General features: G+C 33.5%; 14 protein-coding genes, 1 pseudogene and 1 riboswitch. Of the genes and pseudogenes, 9 read left to right on the top strand and 6 right to left on the bottom strand.

The window, feature by feature from the left end; genetic code table 11:
* Positions 1-140 precede the first annotated feature (140 nt).
* A pseudogene (locus tag CW357_RS04190) lies at positions 141-724 on the bottom strand (amino acid permease); the annotation flags it as partial.
* A gap of 835 nt (positions 725-1,559) precedes the next feature.
* Between CW357_RS04190 and CW357_RS04185 the strand changes: the two are divergent.
* Positions 1,560-1,916 carry a hypothetical protein gene (locus CW357_RS04185; RefSeq protein ID WP_119416809.1) on the top strand — a complete coding sequence of 119 codons (357 nt, stop codon included), beginning with the start codon at positions 1,560-1,562 and terminating at the stop codon, positions 1,914-1,916.
* A 69-nt stretch (positions 1,917-1,985) separates the two neighbouring features.
* Here CW357_RS04185 and CW357_RS04180 read toward each other — a convergent pair whose 3' ends face one another.
* The 3 genes from CW357_RS04180 to guaC form a co-directional block, all read right to left on the bottom strand.
* Positions 1,986-3,047 (bottom strand): hypothetical protein, encoded by a 1,062-nt coding sequence (locus CW357_RS04180; protein ID WP_233548128.1) that lies wholly within the window; start codon positions 3,045-3,047, stop codon positions 1,986-1,988.
* Between the two features lie 218 nt (positions 3,048-3,265).
* Positions 3,266-5,227 carry a methyl-accepting chemotaxis protein gene (locus CW357_RS04175; protein ID WP_119416810.1) on the bottom strand — a complete coding sequence of 654 codons (1,962 nt, stop codon included), beginning with the start codon at positions 5,225-5,227 and terminating at the stop codon, positions 3,266-3,268.
* Between the two features lie 328 nt (positions 5,228-5,555).
* Positions 5,556-6,539, bottom strand: coding sequence for a GMP reductase (gene guaC, locus CW357_RS04170; protein WP_124217432.1), 984 nt, complete (start codon positions 6,537-6,539; stop codon positions 5,556-5,558).
* A gap of 343 nt (positions 6,540-6,882) precedes the next feature.
* Between guaC and CW357_RS04165 the strand changes: the two genes are divergently transcribed.
* From CW357_RS04165 to CW357_RS04145, 5 genes are all read left to right on the top strand, one after another.
* Positions 6,883-8,349: a hypothetical protein gene (locus CW357_RS04165; protein ID WP_119416584.1), complete on the top strand. Its 1,467-nt coding sequence runs from the start codon at positions 6,883-6,885 to the stop codon at positions 8,347-8,349.
* Between the two features lie 136 nt (positions 8,350-8,485).
* Positions 8,486-8,670, top strand: a riboswitch (Lysine riboswitch).
* 192 nt (positions 8,671-8,862) lie between these two features.
* Entirely contained in the window at positions 8,863-9,717 is an 855-nt protein-coding gene (locus tag CW357_RS04160; RefSeq protein WP_119416585.1) for a transporter substrate-binding domain-containing protein, read from the top strand.
* A gap of 78 nt (positions 9,718-9,795) precedes the next feature.
* A complete protein-coding gene (locus CW357_RS04155; RefSeq protein ID WP_199670757.1) occupies positions 9,796-10,545 on the top strand; it encodes an amino acid ABC transporter permease in 750 nt (249 codons plus the stop codon).
* Positions 10,546-10,567: 22 nt separating this feature from the next.
* On the top strand, positions 10,568-11,302 hold the full coding sequence (locus tag CW357_RS04150; protein WP_119416587.1) for an amino acid ABC transporter ATP-binding protein: 735 nt from the start codon (positions 10,568-10,570) through the stop codon (positions 11,300-11,302).
* A gap of 196 nt (positions 11,303-11,498) precedes the next feature.
* Positions 11,499-12,494 (top strand): methyl-accepting chemotaxis protein, encoded by a 996-nt coding sequence (locus tag CW357_RS04145; RefSeq protein ID WP_119416588.1) that lies wholly within the window; start codon positions 11,499-11,501, stop codon positions 12,492-12,494.
* Positions 12,495-12,583: 89 nt separating this feature from the next.
* Here the strand turns inward: CW357_RS04145 and CW357_RS04140 are convergent, their stop codons facing one another.
* Together CW357_RS04140 and CW357_RS04135 are read right to left on the bottom strand one after the other, a co-directional pair.
* Complete coding sequence (locus CW357_RS04140) at positions 12,584-13,285, bottom strand: pirin family protein (protein WP_119416589.1); 702 nt, start codon at positions 13,283-13,285, stop codon at positions 12,584-12,586.
* A 149-nt stretch (positions 13,286-13,434) separates the two neighbouring features.
* Positions 13,435-14,223: an ABC transporter ATP-binding protein gene (locus CW357_RS04135; protein ID WP_124217431.1), complete on the bottom strand. Its 789-nt coding sequence runs from the start codon at positions 14,221-14,223 to the stop codon at positions 13,435-13,437.
* Between the two features lie 416 nt (positions 14,224-14,639).
* Between CW357_RS04135 and CW357_RS04130 the strand changes: the two genes are divergently transcribed.
* The 3 genes from CW357_RS04130 to CW357_RS04120 all read left to right on the top strand — a co-directional run bounded on the left by CW357_RS04130 (position 14,640) and on the right by CW357_RS04120 (position 18,289).
* Positions 14,640-15,908 carry a sensor histidine kinase gene (locus CW357_RS04130; RefSeq protein WP_119416591.1) on the top strand — a complete coding sequence of 423 codons (1,269 nt, stop codon included), beginning with the start codon at positions 14,640-14,642 and terminating at the stop codon, positions 15,906-15,908.
* 1 nt (position 15,909) lies between these two features.
* The gene (locus CW357_RS04125; protein ID WP_119416592.1) at positions 15,910-16,806 is read left to right on the top strand and encodes a response regulator; all 897 of its coding nucleotides are present in this window, start codon (positions 15,910-15,912) and stop codon (positions 16,804-16,806) included.
* Positions 16,807-17,008: 202 nt separating this feature from the next.
* A complete protein-coding gene (locus tag CW357_RS04120; protein WP_119416593.1) occupies positions 17,009-18,289 on the top strand; it encodes a cation:dicarboxylate symporter family transporter in 1,281 nt (426 codons plus the stop codon).
* The last annotated feature ends 39 nt before the right edge of the window (positions 18,290-18,328 follow it).

The raw sequence follows: 18,328 nt of genomic DNA, 5'->3' as shown, positions 1-18,328 counted from the left end.
TTACGGAATTAAAAACTTCTCAAGACTGCGAAAGAAAATATTATGGCGTCAAGTTGTAAGAGAAGTGAGTGTTTAAAATCACACTCACTTCAAAAGAGTAGAGTATTTGTGGAATTTAAACACCACCACATTTGACAAAGAACCAAAATAACCAAGACTTTTAAACCTACCATGACAGTATTTAATTTAGTCGATTCTTTTACACCTTTTGTTAGGAAAAATGCAAGGATAAAGATGATAATAATTGCTGGTAAATTAACAAATGTCCCATTTGCCGGATCAAAGGAACCTGAAACGGCCTTTGGTATATGAATATTTAGTCCAGCTAATAATGAGTTCAGATAGGCAGACTAGCAACAGCAGCAACAGCTAGTCCATATTCTAAAATCAATGACCATCCTACAATCCAAGCAATTATTTCCCCAAATACTACATAGCTATAAGTATAGGCACTACCCGTAACAGGGATGGATGATGAAAATTCAGAATAACACATTGCAGCAAAGGCGCAAACGATAGCAGCAAGGATAAAGGAAAAAATAATCCCCGGACCTGCATGCTCAGCGGCAACAGTCCCTGGGAGTATGAAAATTCCGGTACCTACGATTGCTCCTACACCAAGTAACATTAGATCAAATGCACCAAGTGTTTTATTTAATTGAATCTTTCCATGTTGATGTAACAGTTGGTCAACTGATTTTTTTCGGAAAATAGTATTTTTCATTAGATACACTCGATTCTATTTTAAAAATCTCTTTTATATACGAACCTACTATGGATTATTACATATTGGGCACGTTTGATTTTTATTATATAAAAATTCTAAACATTTATGTAATGTGCGTCAAATAAATTTGTCGAATTTAGGCGATTTTCATCGAATAATGACAACAATTCGAAAAATAATAGCAATTTTCTACTTTGAAGCGTTGAAGTGATAAAGTGTGCGATATAAAAGTAAGTTTAAATCTTAATACTATTAAAATAAGCTGTAGAGAAATGTACTCCCACATTTCTCTACAGCTTTATTATTAGGATAAGTATGATTATAACAGTTTTTCATAGCGAATAACGTAACCTCGGATAAATGATCTGTATTTTGACTAGTTGGTTATAAGTGATTCTGGACTTATAGCCTCCTTATGCCTTTTCTTAATGGCTTTACTTAATTGCGGTCTTTTTTGCCGCATCATTTGTTTTTGCCTTTTTCTCAATATTAATTTTAATGGTTGGTTTTTTGGCAGCACTTTCTGCAATTTTTCTCTCCTGTTCATGTTTATTTAATATCATTTATAAGCAATTTCTTATAATCATTCTTTAATCTAATTGAATAGAGTTGTCCGGAGAATCACCCTTGCTTGAATTTTTAGGATCTAATTCTAAAGGCGTAAAACTTTTTCTGTACTAAATCTTTATGCTAGAAAAGCCTAAAATATGATAGAAGAGCAATCTAATATTAAAGTTTCCTCTGAATTTTCAAATATTAGTTTACATTCCCTACATAATTTTATATAATACCAATAAGATAACTAGGAAATGGAAGTGGAGGAGAGGTTGAAATGAATACAAATGCTTTTTTTAGATCGACAATGGCGAATAATTTTACAGCTAGAAAGTTTTTTAAACGAGTAGCAAATGATATTGAGAGCCAATTAAAAGAATGGCATGATGATATCCAAGTAACAATCGAAACTTGGAGAACTTATTCATTGTGCGTTCAACAAGGAGAAAGAACATTCCAAGTGGCATTATCAAAAAATTTTGTAGACATTCTTCAACATGAAGCTCCATATGCTTTAGATGCGACACTTTGGAATGGATTAATCAAACAAGGGTTGGAAATACAAGATACAGAAGGTAATTATTTAGATATTGCATTAGATTTCCATAAATATGAACAGCAAAAACTTGCCTGATTTTAGCTTATATTCAAAGAGGGTCATCCAATAAAAAGTTGGATGACCCTTTTAGGTACTTGTTAATTATTAAACATCTTTGCCTTCTATTGCGACATCTTGAATTTCTGTTTTAAATTTTGTAATATCCCATTGCAATTGATTTTGTACAAAACCTAGCCCATCTGCATGATATCTACCTGCAATTTTTTGATATCCTAAAAGTTCATATACTCCATCTCTATCAAAATCAACTGGATATAGTCCACTTAATGGGTCAACCCATCCTTCAATAGGTGCTTTTAGCGTGCCGTCAGTATTATAAATTTCAGCTAAATAGTCTTTTCCCTTATAGCGTATGTCTAAAATATACTGCTTTTTAGGTGATGAACTTGTAACTCTTACTTTATAAAAATTCTCATATACTACAGTGTACTTAGAGTGTTGCTGGTATTTGTCGCCGTCAAATATTTGCCTCGTTTTTCCGTAAATAAAGGAATAGATATCTGTATAAATTGTCCCACCACTGCCACCCGTATCAATCGTGATTAATACATCCTTTACATGATTTCCTGTAAAGTCTCCGAGAAAAATTGTCGGGTTATAGCCACTATTATTTTTTAAAGGAATTTCTTCATATATATTTTTAGAGTGTTGGAATAGAATGAGATGGATGTTTTGCCAAAATGGACTATCGGGTTTCTTAGTACCTGTTAAATAGATAGTATCTAAAACACCATCTCCAGTCACATCTCCATAAGCCTTTGTAATGACGACTTGAGAAGAATTGACAGGTAATCTTTCAAAGCCATTTGGTGTCCACTGCAAATAATCTAAATATGAAGGTAGATTGTTGGTCTGCCATTCGATGACTAATGTCTTTTTAGTACTTTCATCTAGCTTTATGGCATATAGCCCGGCAATTGTATGTTCATCTATTTTTAGATGAATCATCGGCTGCCATTGTAGGTTAATTTGTTTGAGCAAGAGCAGAAAAGTATCACCTTGATAGATATAGGCACTAACTAATTCTTCTATTGAATCGCCGTCAACATCAACATGTTGAACTACAGGACCAACTTGAGGTAATTCTAAAATAGTAGCAGTGGGAGGCAAAAAATATCGGATAAATTGCAAATCATGATTAATCATAAATTCCACCTTTTTGTGTATAAGATTAATAATCATAAATAGGTTATCAGTATCAAACTCATGCATGTTTTATTTAAATTTATGCTGAATAGAAATTAATATGAAAGGGGGAGAATATTCTTTTTGGATAGTACAACTTATTGCATGATAAAAAATTTGATATCAAAAAGGCTCTAAAAGTATTGATATTACTTTTAGAGCCTTTTAGGTTGAGTTATTTAGTTTATTTTAAATTGTTGTATAGCACTTTGTAACTCTTCGGCCATATTTAGTAACCCTTTGACTGAGGTTTCTACAGCTTCCATAGAAGATAAGGACTCTTCTGTAGAAGCGGCTACTTCTTCAGAAGCAGCGGCATTTTCTTTGGCTTGATGGTTTAACTCAATTGATGTAGCTGCTAATTGTTGAGAAGATGCGGATATTTGTTCAGCTGTTGCTGAAACATTTTCAATTTTAGGTGTGATATCCTGCATACTTGCTATAATAGCTTCAAATTTTGTAGCTGAATTTTGGGAAATTGTAATTCCTTCTTGTACATCTTCTAAAGTTTTTAACATAATTTCCACAGCATCTCCAGAATCTTGTTGAACAGCAGTAATGAGTTCAGCAATTTTGGATGCAGATTGTTGTGAGTTTTCAGCAAGTTTTCGAACTTCATCTGCTACAACAGCAAAGCCTTTACCGTGTTCACCAGCTCGTGCAGCTTCAATAGATGCATTTAGTGCTAGCAGATTTGTTTGATCGGCAATATCACCGATAATATTCAAAATTGCACCGATTTCTTTTGTGCGATTATATAAGGAACGGATTTTAGTATCAGAATCTGTTACGGACTGATGAATTGAATCCATTTGGGATACCGTATGTTGAATAGATTGCTGACCATCTTCTGCTTGTTTAGTAGCATTTGCAGAAAGTGTAGAAACTTCAGAAGTATTGTCTGCAATGACCATTATACTTTTTGAAATTTCTTCAACAGCATTTGAGTTTTGCTCTATGTTCACCGTTTGTTGTTCGGTGTTCAAGGTAACGTGTTGCATGGCAGAAGAAATTTGCTGTGCTACTGCGATATTTTGATCTGTACTAGCAGAGAGATCTTCAGCAGAAGAACGAACATGCAAGGCATTTGTATTAACTTTATGAATGATTGAAGCAAGGTTATCTTTCATATGGTTAAATGATGCAGCTAGTTTACCAATTTCGTCTTTAGAGTGAATAGCAATATCCTCAGTTAAGTCACCTTCGCTAATTTTTCTAGCGCTGATTTCTAATTTGTTGATAGGGTTTATAATTGAGCGAACCAAGAACATTATTAAAATACTTCCAACGACGATGAATATAAGTTGTACGATGAAGTTTGTATATAGCGTTGTCGATGCAGCGTCTATAGCCTCTGAAGTAAAGGTAGTACCAATTACTTTCCACCCAGTTAACTTATTCGTCTCAAATAAGATTTGTTGGTTATTATATGATGTTTGGCCTGAATTCTTAGCCATGACATGATTCATATAAGATTCAGAAGCAGCTTTGCCACTTTCTTTATGAGGATGAGAAATAATAGTCTTATTATTATCAACTAACGTGATAAATCCTTTTTTACCGATTTGGACCTTATTCGCTATATCTTTAAGGGTGTCAATTTGAATATCAACTCCGACAACCCCAGAGCCATCTTCTAACTTTTTCGAAATGGTAATAACTAACTGACCGGAAGTTGAAGAAATATAAGGCTCTGTTATGATTACTTGTCCATTGTTTTGCATAGCTTCCTGATACCAAGGTCGTTCTCTGGGATCATAATCTTTTGGATATTTGAAGTATGGCATCCGAATCATTTGCCCCTTAGATGTACCAACATATGCCATGGCAGCCTCTGGATGTTCATTGACATATTGATCTAGTATATTACGAAGCTTAGAATCTTTAGAGCCATTTAAAATTGAAGAAGTAACTTTTTTTGAAAAGTACTCAATATCATGAGTTTTAGGCTGAATAGTGTTTGTAATCTGTGTATTTAATAGACTGATATTAGATTTGGCGCTATTGACCTGCTCTTCTTCTATTTGCCCCTTAGCGCTATTGTAAGAAATCCAACCTAATATAAGAGAAGGAATTATTAACGCGATTAAAAATGCGCCGATTAATTTATTGCGAAGCGTCCAACTAAAAAAATTTCCCATTTGAAAATCCCTCACTATAGTAATTGCAAAATTTTTAATTTTTAAATGATTAAATATACATAAACCATGTATACTATTATATATTATATACATAGTAAAGAAGATATCAATGTTTGATTTGAGAATAGGTCTGTTTTCCTTTATAAATTATTTCTTTCTTGCATCTTTTGTATTTTTATTTATAAATATATATTTAAATTTAAAAAATAAATTACAGAATTTACGATAATATAATGTATTTGAAAAATAAAAAAGCATCCTTCTTGTTGAACGTAAGGATGCTCTAATCGATTTTATTTAGGCTATGTGTAAGGTGATTTAAAATTATTTAGTATACTTTGTCACCATTAAAAATAGAATTTTTAACAATTACATAGTCAACATTACGAATGGATTCCAGTTTTGTACCTCCGGCATAAGAGATTGACGATTGAAGGTCTTGTTCCATTTCAATAAGCGTATCACTTAAATGGCCACGATGTTCAACGTGCATTTTTTTACCTTCGACGTTTTTCTTTTCACCTTTTTGGAATTCAGATGCAGAACCAAAATATTCTTTATATAACTTACCATCAATTTCAATCGTTTTACCTGGTGATTCCTCATGACCAGCAAATAATGAACCAATCATTACCATTGTTGCACCAAAGCGAACGGATTTGGCAATATCGCCGTTAGTCCGAATACCTCCGTCTGCAATAATAGGTTTCGTTGCGGCTTTTGAACACCAACGAAGGGCGGCTAATTGCCAGCCACCAGTTCCAAAACCTGTTTTAACCTTTGTAATACATACTTTACCAGGCCCAATTCCAACTTTAGTAGCGTCAGCACCAGCGTTTTCAAGTTCACGAACAGCTTCAGGTGTACCGACATTACCGGCAATAACGAAGGAAGTAGGAAGTAGTCTTTTTATATGTTGAATCATATTGATCACTGCATTTGAGTGACCGTGTGCAATATCAATTGTTATATAGTCAGGAGTTAAATTTTCTTTCGCTAAATCTTCTATAAAAGCGTATTCTTCTGGTTTTACTCCGACACTAATAGAAGCGATTAAGCCACGTGCTTGCATGTCCTTTACAAAATTCGCACGATTTGCTGGATTGAAGCGATGCATAATATAGAAGTAACCATTTTCAGCTAATTTAATAGCAATATTTTCATCTATTATTGTTTGCATGTTTGCAGGGACAACAGGAAGTCTAAATTTGTGACCACCGAGCATAACACTTGTATCACATTCAGAACGGCTATTCACAATACATTTTGCGGGAATTAATTGAATATCTTCATAGTCAAATACATTATCCATTAAAAAACACTCCTAAAAACGAATATTATTTTTGTTTATTTAAAAAACGTTCGCCCTTTGGTAATTTACATTAATTTTAGCCTAATGTCAAAATTTTTTTGCAAAATTACTAAAATAGTAGTTTTTTAAATGAGGTTTGAGAGGAAATTAGATAAGATTTAAGAAAGTAGAATAGGTTCACGTTGGTAGATCTGTTTAACGTAACAACTTAAGACGAACTCAATTATTTATGATAAAATCAGGTTTTAAGGGCAATAGGAACTGAATTGATAATATATAGGATAAAAGGGATTACTTACATAAAAATAAATGGCTTATAAAGAATAACGAGAGGAAGCAACTGATGAAAAATTTAGAATTTATTTTAAGGGATTATATTATTGGAAGACCAGTTATTTCAATTGAATATGATGAGGATGACCAAACTATTGGAGAAATTATAGATGCGCATAGAGGTCTTATATATGGCCATATAGAGCTTAATGATGAACAAAAGCTTACATCTTTCATGATTGATATGGAAGAGATTATGGAACATAATGACGTTTCTTTGGACGAATATGAAGAATTAACACCCGATGAATTAATCGGTTGTGCTGAAGACTTTGCAAAAGACTTCTGCCGGGAAAGTTTGCATTTTAAAGAAATGACACAATGGAATGGTGAATCTTACATGGTCATTTTTGAAGAAAAGGATATGGCTTTAAATTTATTTATACCTAATTCCGGGGTAACAATTGAAATTAATAAGCAAGGATTTATTATTTCGGCAGTGTTATTCCAATCTTACTATCAATTAACATACCCAGATATCCAGATTTCAGCAGAAGATGCTAAAGAAATTATTTGTCGATATCCTTTGGTGCAACTAGGCATATTTGAAGATAGTGGTGAGATGAAGTTAGTATACTATCCAAATCGTGAATATTTAGCAGTCCATGTAGATGGACAAATAGCGACAACAGAAGAGTTTTTAGAAGAAAAAGCTGCTGATACACATGAATTTAAGCCGGTGACAGTAACTCAATCAGTGGAAAGCTTATTGGGTGTAACGGATGATATGTATAAAGTAGAAACAGAAAACGGGACATTCTGGTATGACTCATTGGATGTAGAAAATGTCCAGACTGCAGACCCAATAGTTAAAATTGAAAGAACTGATGATTTACAATTAGATTATGAATCTAGTGTTGAATGGGAAGAGTCAGAAGAATTGCCAGAAGAGTTGTTAGAAGAAAGGGCAAAAATATTTTTAGAAGCTATTATTGGCAATATTCATGATAAATATATACTTGAAGATCAACTTCAAGAAGATGAAGATATTGAATTTTTAAATGAAGAAGATTTAACAGAAGAAGAACGTCAATTTTTTGAGGAACTCGAAAAGATGGAAGCAGATGAAGATGAAGGTTTAGATGAAGATGATGAGTTTAACTTTGAACCATTCACAACATTCACGTTTATTCGCCATTATGAAGGAATTCGTATGGATGAATATTCCATCCATGTAAATGTCGGTGTTTATACAGGTGTAATTCGTGATTGCTCGATTATTTTACCTGACGAATCACAATTATTAGCGATGAATATGGAGCCTGTTGTGTCTATAGAAGTAGCTAAAACAATTTTTAAAGAGCATTTACAAATGAAACTAGCACGTACGATAAATTATGAAGACGAAGATGAAGATGTAACTTTATATGGATTAGATTATGTAATGGATTTCCCTCAAAACAGAAGAATAGAAAGAATCGATGCAACTACAGGTGAGGTTTATTACGAATTCTCAGATGTTCTAAGAGAAGGATAATAGTAAATAAATTTATTTGAATGAACAATGGATTTCCGAAAACTATAAATCTTAAAAAATAATTAGAAAATAAGAATTGACAGAAAAACACTAGTATTGTAGACTGTTCACAACAAGTAAATACGACCTCACTTATTGGTGAGGTAGAGGCGCGATATTTATTAGTTCTTGGCGGAGTTAGAGAGAGCGGTGAAACCGGGAAGAAGGAAATGTTGCCGAAGTTTGTAATAGATCTCGATATTACATGCTGGGCTTGCAATGAATAATTGTAAGACTGTCTCAATAAGCTACCCTGGTTTATTGAGTTGAGCTATCTCATTTTGGGATAAAAGTGGAGGATTTGGGACTAGATATATTCTGGAACCTGAGTTCAACTCAGGTTCCTTTTATTTTTGTATCGAAGTACCTGTATGGCCAATGAATAATAGAATTGGCTGAACGGGTAGATGCAAAGATTAGACATTTAGCTCTTTTTCTACACATAAGGGAACTGTTTTTAAAGGAGAGGGAAATATGAAAAAGACATGGACATTATTAACTGGTGTTTTATTAATGGCCATCCTTGTATTAGCAGGATGTGGCACAGGCGATTCTAAAAAGTCGGAATCATCAGGAAATGGTGAGGAACAAGATACATTTACAGTAGGTATGGAAGCAGGATATCCACCTTTTAACTGGACACAATCAGACGATTCAAATGGTGGTGTTGCTATTAAAGGAAATGCAGAATTCGCAAACGGCTATGATGTACAAATTGCGCAAAAAATCGCAGATGGTTTAGGCAAGAAATTAGTTGTTGTGAAAACAGAATGGGATGGTCTTGTACCAGCACTAACTTCTGGGAAAATTGATGCCATTATCGCTGGTATGTCACCAACGAAAGAACGTAAACAAACAATAGATTTCTCAGATATCTACTATAAATCTAATTTAGTAATGGTTGTAAAAAAAGGTAGCAAATATGATGGTGCAACATCAATTACTGATTTCAAAGGTGCGAAGGTGACGGCTCAGTTGAACACTTTCCACTATACAGTTATCGATCAAATTAAAGGCGTTAAAAAACAAACTGCAATGGATAATTTCCCAGCAATGCGCGTTGCACTTGAATCAGGTAAAATTGACGGTTACGTTTCAGAAAAACCTGAAGCTGTTTCAGCAACAGCAGCTAACGATAAATTTGCAATGGTAGAGTTTACTGAAGGCGAAGGATTTAAAACATCACAAGAAGATACAGCAATCGCGGTTGGTTTACAAAAAGATAGTGATTTAACAGATAAGATCAATGAAATCCTTAAAGGAATTTCAGAAGCAGACCGTGAACAAATCATGGATGAAGCGATCAAAAATCAACCAGCAGCTAAATAGTTATGTTGAACTTAAAGAGCTACCGATTGTGATTATTGCAATTGGTAGTTCTTGTTATGCTTTTAAGGAGGAGTAATAATGAGCTTAGAATGGTTTATCAATATCATTACAAATAACTGGCCGATGTTCTTAAGAGGCGCTTGGATGACACTGGTTATTTCAACAATCGGGACTATTATTGGCGCATTAATCGGCTTGATTATTGGCGTCATTAATACAATTCCAAAGGGCAATGGTGGAGCTAAAAAGTGGCTCTTGAAAATTATCAATGCTATTTTAACAATTTATGTTGAGTTCTTCCGTGGCACACCTATGATTGTGCAAGCAATGGTCGTTTATTACGGATCAGATTTGTTGTTTGGCATTGATATGAATCGTACCTTTGCAGCAATTTTTATCGTATCGATTAATACAGGCGCTTACATGGCTGAAATTGTTCGTGGTGGGATTATGAGTATTGAACAAGGACAGTTTGAAGCGGCTCGAGCTATAGGGATGAATCACTGGCAAACAATGATTCATGTTGTGTTACCACAAGTAATGCGCAATATCTTACCTGCAACAGGAAACCAATATGTGATGAATATCAAAGATACATCTGTATTAAATGTAATTGGCGTCACTGAATTGTTCTTCCAAACAAAATCAATTGCAGGAAATAACTTCCGATATTTCGAATCATTCTTTGTTGCATGTCTGATTTACTTAGTTATGACGATTATTGTTACGCAAATTTTGCGATTCTTTGAACGCAAACTTTCAGGTAATGCAAATTATCAAATACTAGATGACGCTACATTTATCCGTAGACCGGAACAGGCAAAATAGAGGTACAAAGGAGAGAAAAACTATGGAAACAATTATTGATATTCAACATCTTAGTAAATCCTTTGGTACACATGAAGTATTAAAAGACGTTAACTTTTCTGTAAAAAAAGGTGAAGTAGTATGTGTGATTGGATCATCTGGGTCAGGAAAATCAACACTTTTACGTTGTATAAACTTGCTTGAAACACCAAGTGGTGGAGAAATTTTTTATAAGGGTAAAAATATTCTTACAAATAAGCAAAATCTCAATACGTTTAGAACACATTTAGGAATGGTATTCCAACAATTTAATCTCTTTAATAATTGCGACGTATTAAGTAACTGTGTTCTTGGGCAAACAAAAGTTTTAAAACGTTCAAAAGATGAAGCTAAGGAAGTAGCTATGAGATATTTAAAGGTAGTTGGTATGGATCGTTATTTAAATGCGAGACCTAGCCAATTGTCAGGTGGACAAAAGCAAAGGGTTGCGATTGCGAGAGCTTTATCCATGCAGCCTGATGCATTATTATTTGATGAACCAACATCAGCGCTTGACCCTGAAATGGTTGGAGAAGTTTTAAAGGTTATGAAGGAATTAGCAAAGTCCGGATTAACCATGATTATTGTTACGCATGAAATGGAGTTTGCAAGAGAAGTTTCGGATAGGATTGTATTTATGGATAAAGGTGTAATTGTTGAAGACGATACCCCTGATGAAGTGTTTAATAATCCGAAACACGAACGGACGAAGGCATTTTTAAACCGCGCTTTAAAATAAAAATAGAGCTGTCATCTCACGTTTTGGGTGACAGCTTTTTCTGTATGATCCTTTGGAATTAAAATAGATATATGATATCAAATATTGGCCTATTTGTAGAAAACATGTTAATAAACCTTACATAAAAATCAGAAAAATTAGACAAATAGGTGTTATACTATTTAGTAGAGAACTTTATACATAGGGGGTTGAAGATATGATCAACACTGAAAACGAAAACCTTAATGTTTCCACTTTGATGAATGAATTGAAATTTGAAAATCGAGAAATGCAAAATGTTATGCAAAAGTTACAGAAGATTTCCATGCAATCCAAAATACTAGCATTGAACTCTGGTATTGAAGCGGCTCGGGCTGGAGAAGCAGGACGTGGATTTTCAGTAGTTGCAAAAGAGATTAATAAGTTTGCTGCTGCCAGTATGGATGCAAGTAAAGAAAGTGAAGAAATTATTAAATCTATTCAACAAAAGGCAAATGAAATAATTGCTGTTCGAACAGTTGACATTGCATATGATACGATTGATAAAATTGATCGTAATTTGTTTGAACGAAATTGTGATGTACAAGCGTGGGCTACTTTTGATGCTGTTAAAAATGTCATAGCTAATCCAACACTTGAAACTAGAGAAGAAGCACAGGCCTTATTAAAAAATATATATGAAATTTACGAAGTGTATTTTGAACTGCTAGTAGTTGACCTAGACGGTAATATTATAGTCACTGCGAAAAATCAAAGTGAAGTTGGCAAGAGTATGGCTAATCGGGAATGGTTTAGAGAAACTATTAGCAATAATGATGTATATGTAACGGATATGTATTATTCTGAAGTTGTTCAGGGATATACGATGGGGTATTCATGTCCAATAAGAGATGAACATGGTCAAGTTAGGGGTGTATTTTCTACTCGCTTTAACTGGGATTTTATATATGACATTATTGACAATGTTAAAATTGATGAATCCTCTCAATTATATGTTATTAACAAAGAGGGTATTGTAATTGCATCAAAAGATAGAGAGAATGTTTTGAGTAAAAATTTGAGTGATATGAAGGCGGTTCAAAAGGTTACTAGTGGAGCTGATAACCGTGGATATGTGATTGAAAACAATCAAATTTGTGCATATTGTTTAACTGAAGGGTACAATGCCTATAAGGGGAAAGGCTGGTCTGTTATTGTTATTGAGTCGATATAGTTATTATATTTTTTAATTAAAAGGCGAACAACTTCCACCAGTTGTTCGCCTTTTGGTGAGTTCTTTCGATTTTTTAAACCAAAGTATTATTAATCTACTTTTGCCATTTCAATCACTAAAATGTGTGCTGTATTTTCGGCTTTGATATGAATGTTTTCTTCTACGATTTCTAAGCCATCACGTGCTTCAAGTGGAACATTATTTATCGTAGCCTGACCTTCTATATCTACAAGATAAGCTTGGCGTCCTTTGGCTACTTCAAAATTAATTTCCTTACTAGCTTCTAATTCTATTGCATATAAATTAGCATCTTGGTTAATTTGAATTGGTGCGGTTCCATTCTTGTTTGAGACCATATGGAGCCATTTATTTTTGCGTTCATCCATTTCGAATAAGAACTCACCATAATGTGGAGTATGCCCATGACGATCTGGTAAAATCCAAATTTGAAGCATTCTTAGTTCTTCATCACCCATATTATGTTCGCTATGGAAAACGCCTGTCCCAGCACTCATATATTGGACTTGCCCTCGTGTGATGGTATGTTTGTTTCCCATGCTATCTTGGTGTGTAAGTGCGCCTTTGACAACATAAGAAATAATCTCCATATCACGGTGAGGATGAAGGTCAAATCCTGTATGAGGTGCGATTAAATCGTCATTTATAACTCGTAATGCACCAAATTGAATGTTTTTTGGATTGTAGTATTCTGCAAATGAAAAATGGAATGTACTGTTTAACCAACCTAGGTGGCTAGTCCCCATTTGTTGATGGTCAACTTTTCTAAGCATAATAATCTTCCCTTCAAATAATTATCTTGAAAATATCTTTAATTCGAGATAATTTTATAAGCAATTTTATAATTAGTCAAACCTTTCAATTTAATATATATATAAAGATGTCTTATAAGGTTAAATTCAACTCATAAGACATCTTTTTCTTACTCTTTAATGAGATCGTATGTAATACAAATTGGTTTTTTTGTACGAGGATCTAAACCAATAAAAGCATCAATATTAAAAACAGTTTTTAAAACTTCTGGTTGGATAACTTCTTCACATTCTCCAGCTTTGATAATTTCCCCATCTTTTAACGCAATCAAATAATCAGCAAACCTAGCCGCTTGATTTAAATCATGAAGTACCATAATAATGGTGCGTTGTTGTTCTTTATTTAACTTTTGGAGCAGCGTGAGAACTTCTAATTGATGGGCCATATCTAAATACGTAGTTGGCTCATCCAAGAAAATAATTTCTGTTTCTTGTGCAAGGGCCATTGCGATCCAGACGCGTTGGCGCTGTCCACCTGAAAGTGCGTCAACAGAACGATATTTGTAATCAGAAGTACCTGTCACTTCTAAAGCCCAGTCAATTACTTCATAATCTCTTTTCGTTAGTTTTCCAAGAGCCTTTTGATAAGGAAAACGACCATAAGAGACAAGTTCACCGACAGTTAATCCGTCGATGCTTTCAGGAGTCTGCGGAAGAATCGCCATTTTGCGTGCCAGATCTTTTGTTTTTTGTTTTGCAATATCCTCACCGTCTAAAACAGTGTAGCCAGCTTGTTGACTAATAATTCGAGTCATTGTTTTTAGTAAGGTAGATTTCCCACAGCCATTTGAACCTATGATGGTGGTGATTTTCTTATCAGGAATTTCGATGTTTAAATTCTGTAAAATCAGCTTTTCACCATAGCCAACACTTAGGTTATTAGTAAGTAAACGGACCATTATTCAACCTCCAATTTATAATAAGCAAACAAATTAATGAGAATGAAAATCAATTTCATCTGATCATTATCATAATTCTAATTAGTAATTACTGTCAATAATGATTTTGGATGATTTATAAAATTGTATGGTGATAAATAGAAAAAATGTTGAATCACATAAACGTGCCCGTGAAGAAACATTAAATAATAACCAATTATTAATAATAAAGTAGCCATACAGGAAGTTAGATTCGAACACTTTCCAAACAAAACTATTCAAAAAATATTAGTACTTTAAAAAATACCCTCTGGATTATATGAATCCAAAGGGTATTTATCTTTGTAAGGGCTATCTTTCTCGTTCAATAAAAATTTTTCTTTATGATGTTGACAATGTTAAAATAGACTATAAGTCTTTTTTATAAGGTGATTTTTATGAATTCAATATCATTTAAATGGTTGAGAACTGAAGTTATTTGGATATTACTCATTGCAAGTTTTACAGCAATAAGTAGCGAAATTAAGCTCATACCGTTTAATGGTGAAGATTTTCGCTTTGGATTGGGGAGTATTACTTTCTTATTATTAATATTAATCCGTATACCGAGATCTGTTATACGTACTGGGGTTATAACAGGTTTAACAGTAGTTCTTTTTCGAGTATTTTCAAGTGTTTTAATATATAATGGTACGTTTCCTGATAGTCTAATTGAACACTATCCTGCATTTTTGTTTTATTTTGTGTATGTTGTATTATTCACACTTTTAGATGTTAGAAGTTTTATTGAGCAACCTCTTAAATTGGGCATCTTGGCAACCTTTATAGAAATTATTTCTAATAGTGCTGAACATATTGTTCGTTATTTTATCCTACCAAATAGTTATTTAGGATTTTACGATTGGTTTTTAATCATCTTGGTAGCCATATTAAGGAGTTTTTTTGTAGTAGGGATATATAGCTCGATTATTACGTCTGAACAACATAAAAGACTAGATCAACAGCTCACTCTAGGATCAGATTTATATGTCGAAACATTGTATTTGCAAAAAATAATGAATCATATCGAACAAATTATGGCAGACAGCTATGATTTATATAGAACATTAAAAAAACAACAGTCACAGGAACAAAGTGTAAAGGCCTTGCACATTTCCCAGGAAATCCATGAAGTAAAAAAGGATGCGCAAAGAATCTTTTCAGGTTTATCTAATATTACAATGCCTAAAACAGATGTCGAATATTACTTATCGAATATTGTAGAATTTGTCGTAACGGCTAATATTAAATATAGCGAAATGTTAAATAAAAACATAGAATTTAAAATTGAAAACACAATTGATTTTCCATTGACGCAACAAATCCCTTTGCTTGCCATTCTTAATAATATTACTGCAAATGCGATTGAAGCTATAGATGAAGACGGCCGTATTGAATTAAGAATCATTGAACAGGGAGAGATGATTCATTTTGCTATTCAAGATACAGGCAAAGGTATAGCTGAGGAAGACTTAGGTATTATATTTGAGCCTGGCTTTACAACAAAATTTAACCAACAAGGTGTAGCTGCAACCGGAATTGGATTATCTCATGTAAAGGAAATTGTCCAAATGCTACAGGGTGAAATTTATATTGAACGACCAATCTTAGGGGCCACTTTCCACATTAAGATACCTCGCAAGAATATACAAAAAGGAGTGGAGTAAGTTGCGGTACTTTATCGTAGATGATGATGTTGCAAGTCGTCGCATGCTCAAACAGATTATTTTAGATGGGGATATGGGTGTCATAATTGGAGAAGCTGATAGTGGGGTTAATGCATTAGATCCTATTTTATCAACTGACCCCGATTTTGTACTAATTGACCTTTTAATGCCGAAATTAGATGGTATAGAAACCATTGACCAATTGCGTAAGCAAGGTTTTAGAGGACATTTTATCATGATTTCTCAAGTTGAAAATAAGGAAATGATAGGCGAAGCTTACGAAAAGGATATTGAATTTTTTATACACAAACCAATTAATCGTATCGAGGTACAAAGTGTATTAAAAAAAACATCAGAACGACTACTACTAAAAAAGTCACTTTTAACAATTCGAAAGTCGATATTACACTTTGAAGAGGAAACAAAAGAAGAAACCCATCGTACGATTAAGGATGTTGTTTCTTCCATATTAAATGATATGGGGATTCTCGGAGAAGTTGGAAGCGATGATATAGTAACAATCATCGATTTGTTATCTTCAAATGAGGAAAAGTCCATGCAAATTCCACCGTTAAAAGATATTTATGAAAAATTAGCTAGTCAGACAAAATTTAGCGGTGCAGAAATAATGAAAGAGAGTAAAGCAATCGAACAGAGGATTCGTCGAACTATTTCTATTGCGATGAACAACCTAGCAACTCTCGGAGCTGTAGACTATACAAATCCTGAATTTGAATATTATGCACCTCGCTATTTTGAGTTTGCTGAAATTCGATCGTTGATGAAGACTATTCAAGAGAACGAGATGGATTCTAAAAAACCTAAAATCAATGTTAAGAAATTTTTGCAAGTTTTATATGTTGAGGCAAATGAAAAATTCAAGCATCCGCCAAAATAAGTAATTATATGTAAAAACTAATCTCGAATCGGCATAAAACCTATCTATTTAATAGAAAAGTTATATTAAAATTAATTTTTTTTGAATTTTTATATCATTAAAAATGTCGGATAATGTCGGATTTTATAAGTCGCCCGTATAATGAAATCAAGATTTACGATTCAAGTTAAAAGCAACCATTACTGAAGGGGTGACTAAATAAATGAAAAAATTTAAGTTTGGACTAGCTTGGCAAATTTTAATAGGGTTAATTCTTGGTGTAGTTGTCGGAGCTATCTTTTATGGAAATGAAAACGTAACCAAATATCTTCAACCTGTTGGTACAATTTTTATGAATATGATCAAAATGATTGTAGTACCAATTATTATTTCAACATTAATTGTTGGTGTAGCCGGTCAAGGTGACTTTAAAAAACTTGGTAAACTAGGTATTAAAACTATTGTTTACTTCGAAGTTATTACGACATTTGCAATTATTATCGGTATTGCCTCAGCAGATTTACTTCATCCTGGTGTAGGCGTTGATATGTCTAACTTAACAAAAGGCGACATTTCAACTTATGTCGAAACTAGTAAAGACGTAAAAGAAGGCGGCGGTTTTGCTGAAACAATTATTAATATTGTTCCAACAAATATTGTACAAGCTATGTCAGAAGGTAATATGCTTGCGATTATCTTCTTCTCAGTATTATTTGGTTTAGGTGTTGCAGCAATTGGTGAAAAAGGAAAACCAGTTTTAAAATTCTTCTCAGGTGTAGCAGATGCAATGTTCTGGGTAACAAATACAATTATGAAATTTGCTCCATTTGGTGTATTTGCCCTAATCGCTGTAACTGTTTCAACATTCGGTATACAATCTTTAGTGCCATTAGGTAAGTTAGCAATTCTTGTATACGTAGCAATGTTCTTATTTGTAGTAGTGATTCTCGGATTTGTAGCTAAAATTTGTGGCTTAAATATTTTCCACATTATTCGTATCTTAAAAGATGAATTGTTATTAGCATATTCAACTTCAAGTTCTGAATCTGTATTGCCACGTATTATGTTGAAAATGGAAAAAGCTGGTGTGCCGAAGGATATCGTATCGTTCGTTATTCCAACAGGCTATTCATTTAACTTAGATGGTTCAACTTTATACCAATCCATTGCGGCATTATTTATTGCTCAAATGTACGGTATAGACTTAACACTAGGTCAACAAATCACATTAGTTCTTACATTGATGGTAACATCTAAAGGTATTGCAGGTGTGCCAGGTGTATCCTTTGTTGTATTATTATCAACACTAACAGCTGTCAATATTCCAGTTGAAGGTTTAGCATTCATCTTAGGTATTGACCGTATCCTAGATATGGCTCGTACAGCTGTAAACGTAACAGGTAACTCATTAGCATCCCTTGTAATGGCGAAATGGGAAGGCCGTCTAGATAAAGACAAGTATGAAAATTACTTTGGTGACGAAGAAAAAGAAAAATTAGCATAATTAATTGATATTAGCTCTGCCGATATGAGTTTCAACTCA

The sequence above is a fragment of the Rummeliibacillus sp. TYF005 genome, from assembly GCF_003844195.1.
In the GTDB taxonomy this organism is placed as follows: Bacteria; Bacillota; Bacilli; order Bacillales_A; family Planococcaceae; genus Rummeliibacillus.
The sequence above is the reverse complement of the archived record's forward strand: the minus strand, read 5'-3'. Positions and strand labels throughout refer to the sequence as shown.

Bases quoted from the DNA above. Each gene is read 5' to 3' on its own strand.
- CW357_RS04120 (WP_119416593.1), top strand. From the start codon at position 17,009: ATGAAAAAATTTAAGTTTGGACTAGCTTGGCAAATTTTAATAGGGTTA.
- CW357_RS04160 (WP_119416585.1), top strand. From the start codon at position 8,863: ATGAAAAAGACATGGACATTATTAACTGGTGTTTTATTAATGGCCATC.
- CW357_RS04150 (WP_119416587.1), top strand. From the start codon at position 10,568: ATGGAAACAATTATTGATATTCAACATCTTAGTAAATCCTTTGGTACA.
- CW357_RS04135 (WP_124217431.1), bottom strand. From the start codon at position 14,223: ATGGTCCGTTTACTTACTAATAACCTAAGTGTTGGCTATGGTGAAAAG.
- CW357_RS04140 (WP_119416589.1), bottom strand. From the start codon at position 13,285: ATGCTTAGAAAAGTTGACCATCAACAAATGGGGACTAGCCACCTAGGT.
- guaC (WP_124217432.1), bottom strand. From the start codon at position 6,539: ATGGATAATGTATTTGACTATGAAGATATTCAATTAATTCCCGCAAAA.
- CW357_RS04180 (WP_233548128.1), bottom strand. From the start codon at position 3,047: ATGATTAATCATGATTTGCAATTTATCCGATATTTTTTGCCTCCCACT.
- CW357_RS04185 (WP_119416809.1), top strand. From the start codon at position 1,560: ATGAATACAAATGCTTTTTTTAGATCGACAATGGCGAATAATTTTACA.
- CW357_RS04145 (WP_119416588.1), top strand. From the start codon at position 11,499: ATGATCAACACTGAAAACGAAAACCTTAATGTTTCCACTTTGATGAAT.
- CW357_RS04130 (WP_119416591.1), top strand. From the start codon at position 14,640: ATGAATTCAATATCATTTAAATGGTTGAGAACTGAAGTTATTTGGATA.
- CW357_RS04155 (WP_199670757.1), top strand. From the start codon at position 9,796: ATGAGCTTAGAATGGTTTATCAATATCATTACAAATAACTGGCCGATG.
- CW357_RS04165 (WP_119416584.1), top strand. From the start codon at position 6,883: ATGAAAAATTTAGAATTTATTTTAAGGGATTATATTATTGGAAGACCA.
- CW357_RS04175 (WP_119416810.1), bottom strand. From the start codon at position 5,227: ATGGGAAATTTTTTTAGTTGGACGCTTCGCAATAAATTAATCGGCGCA.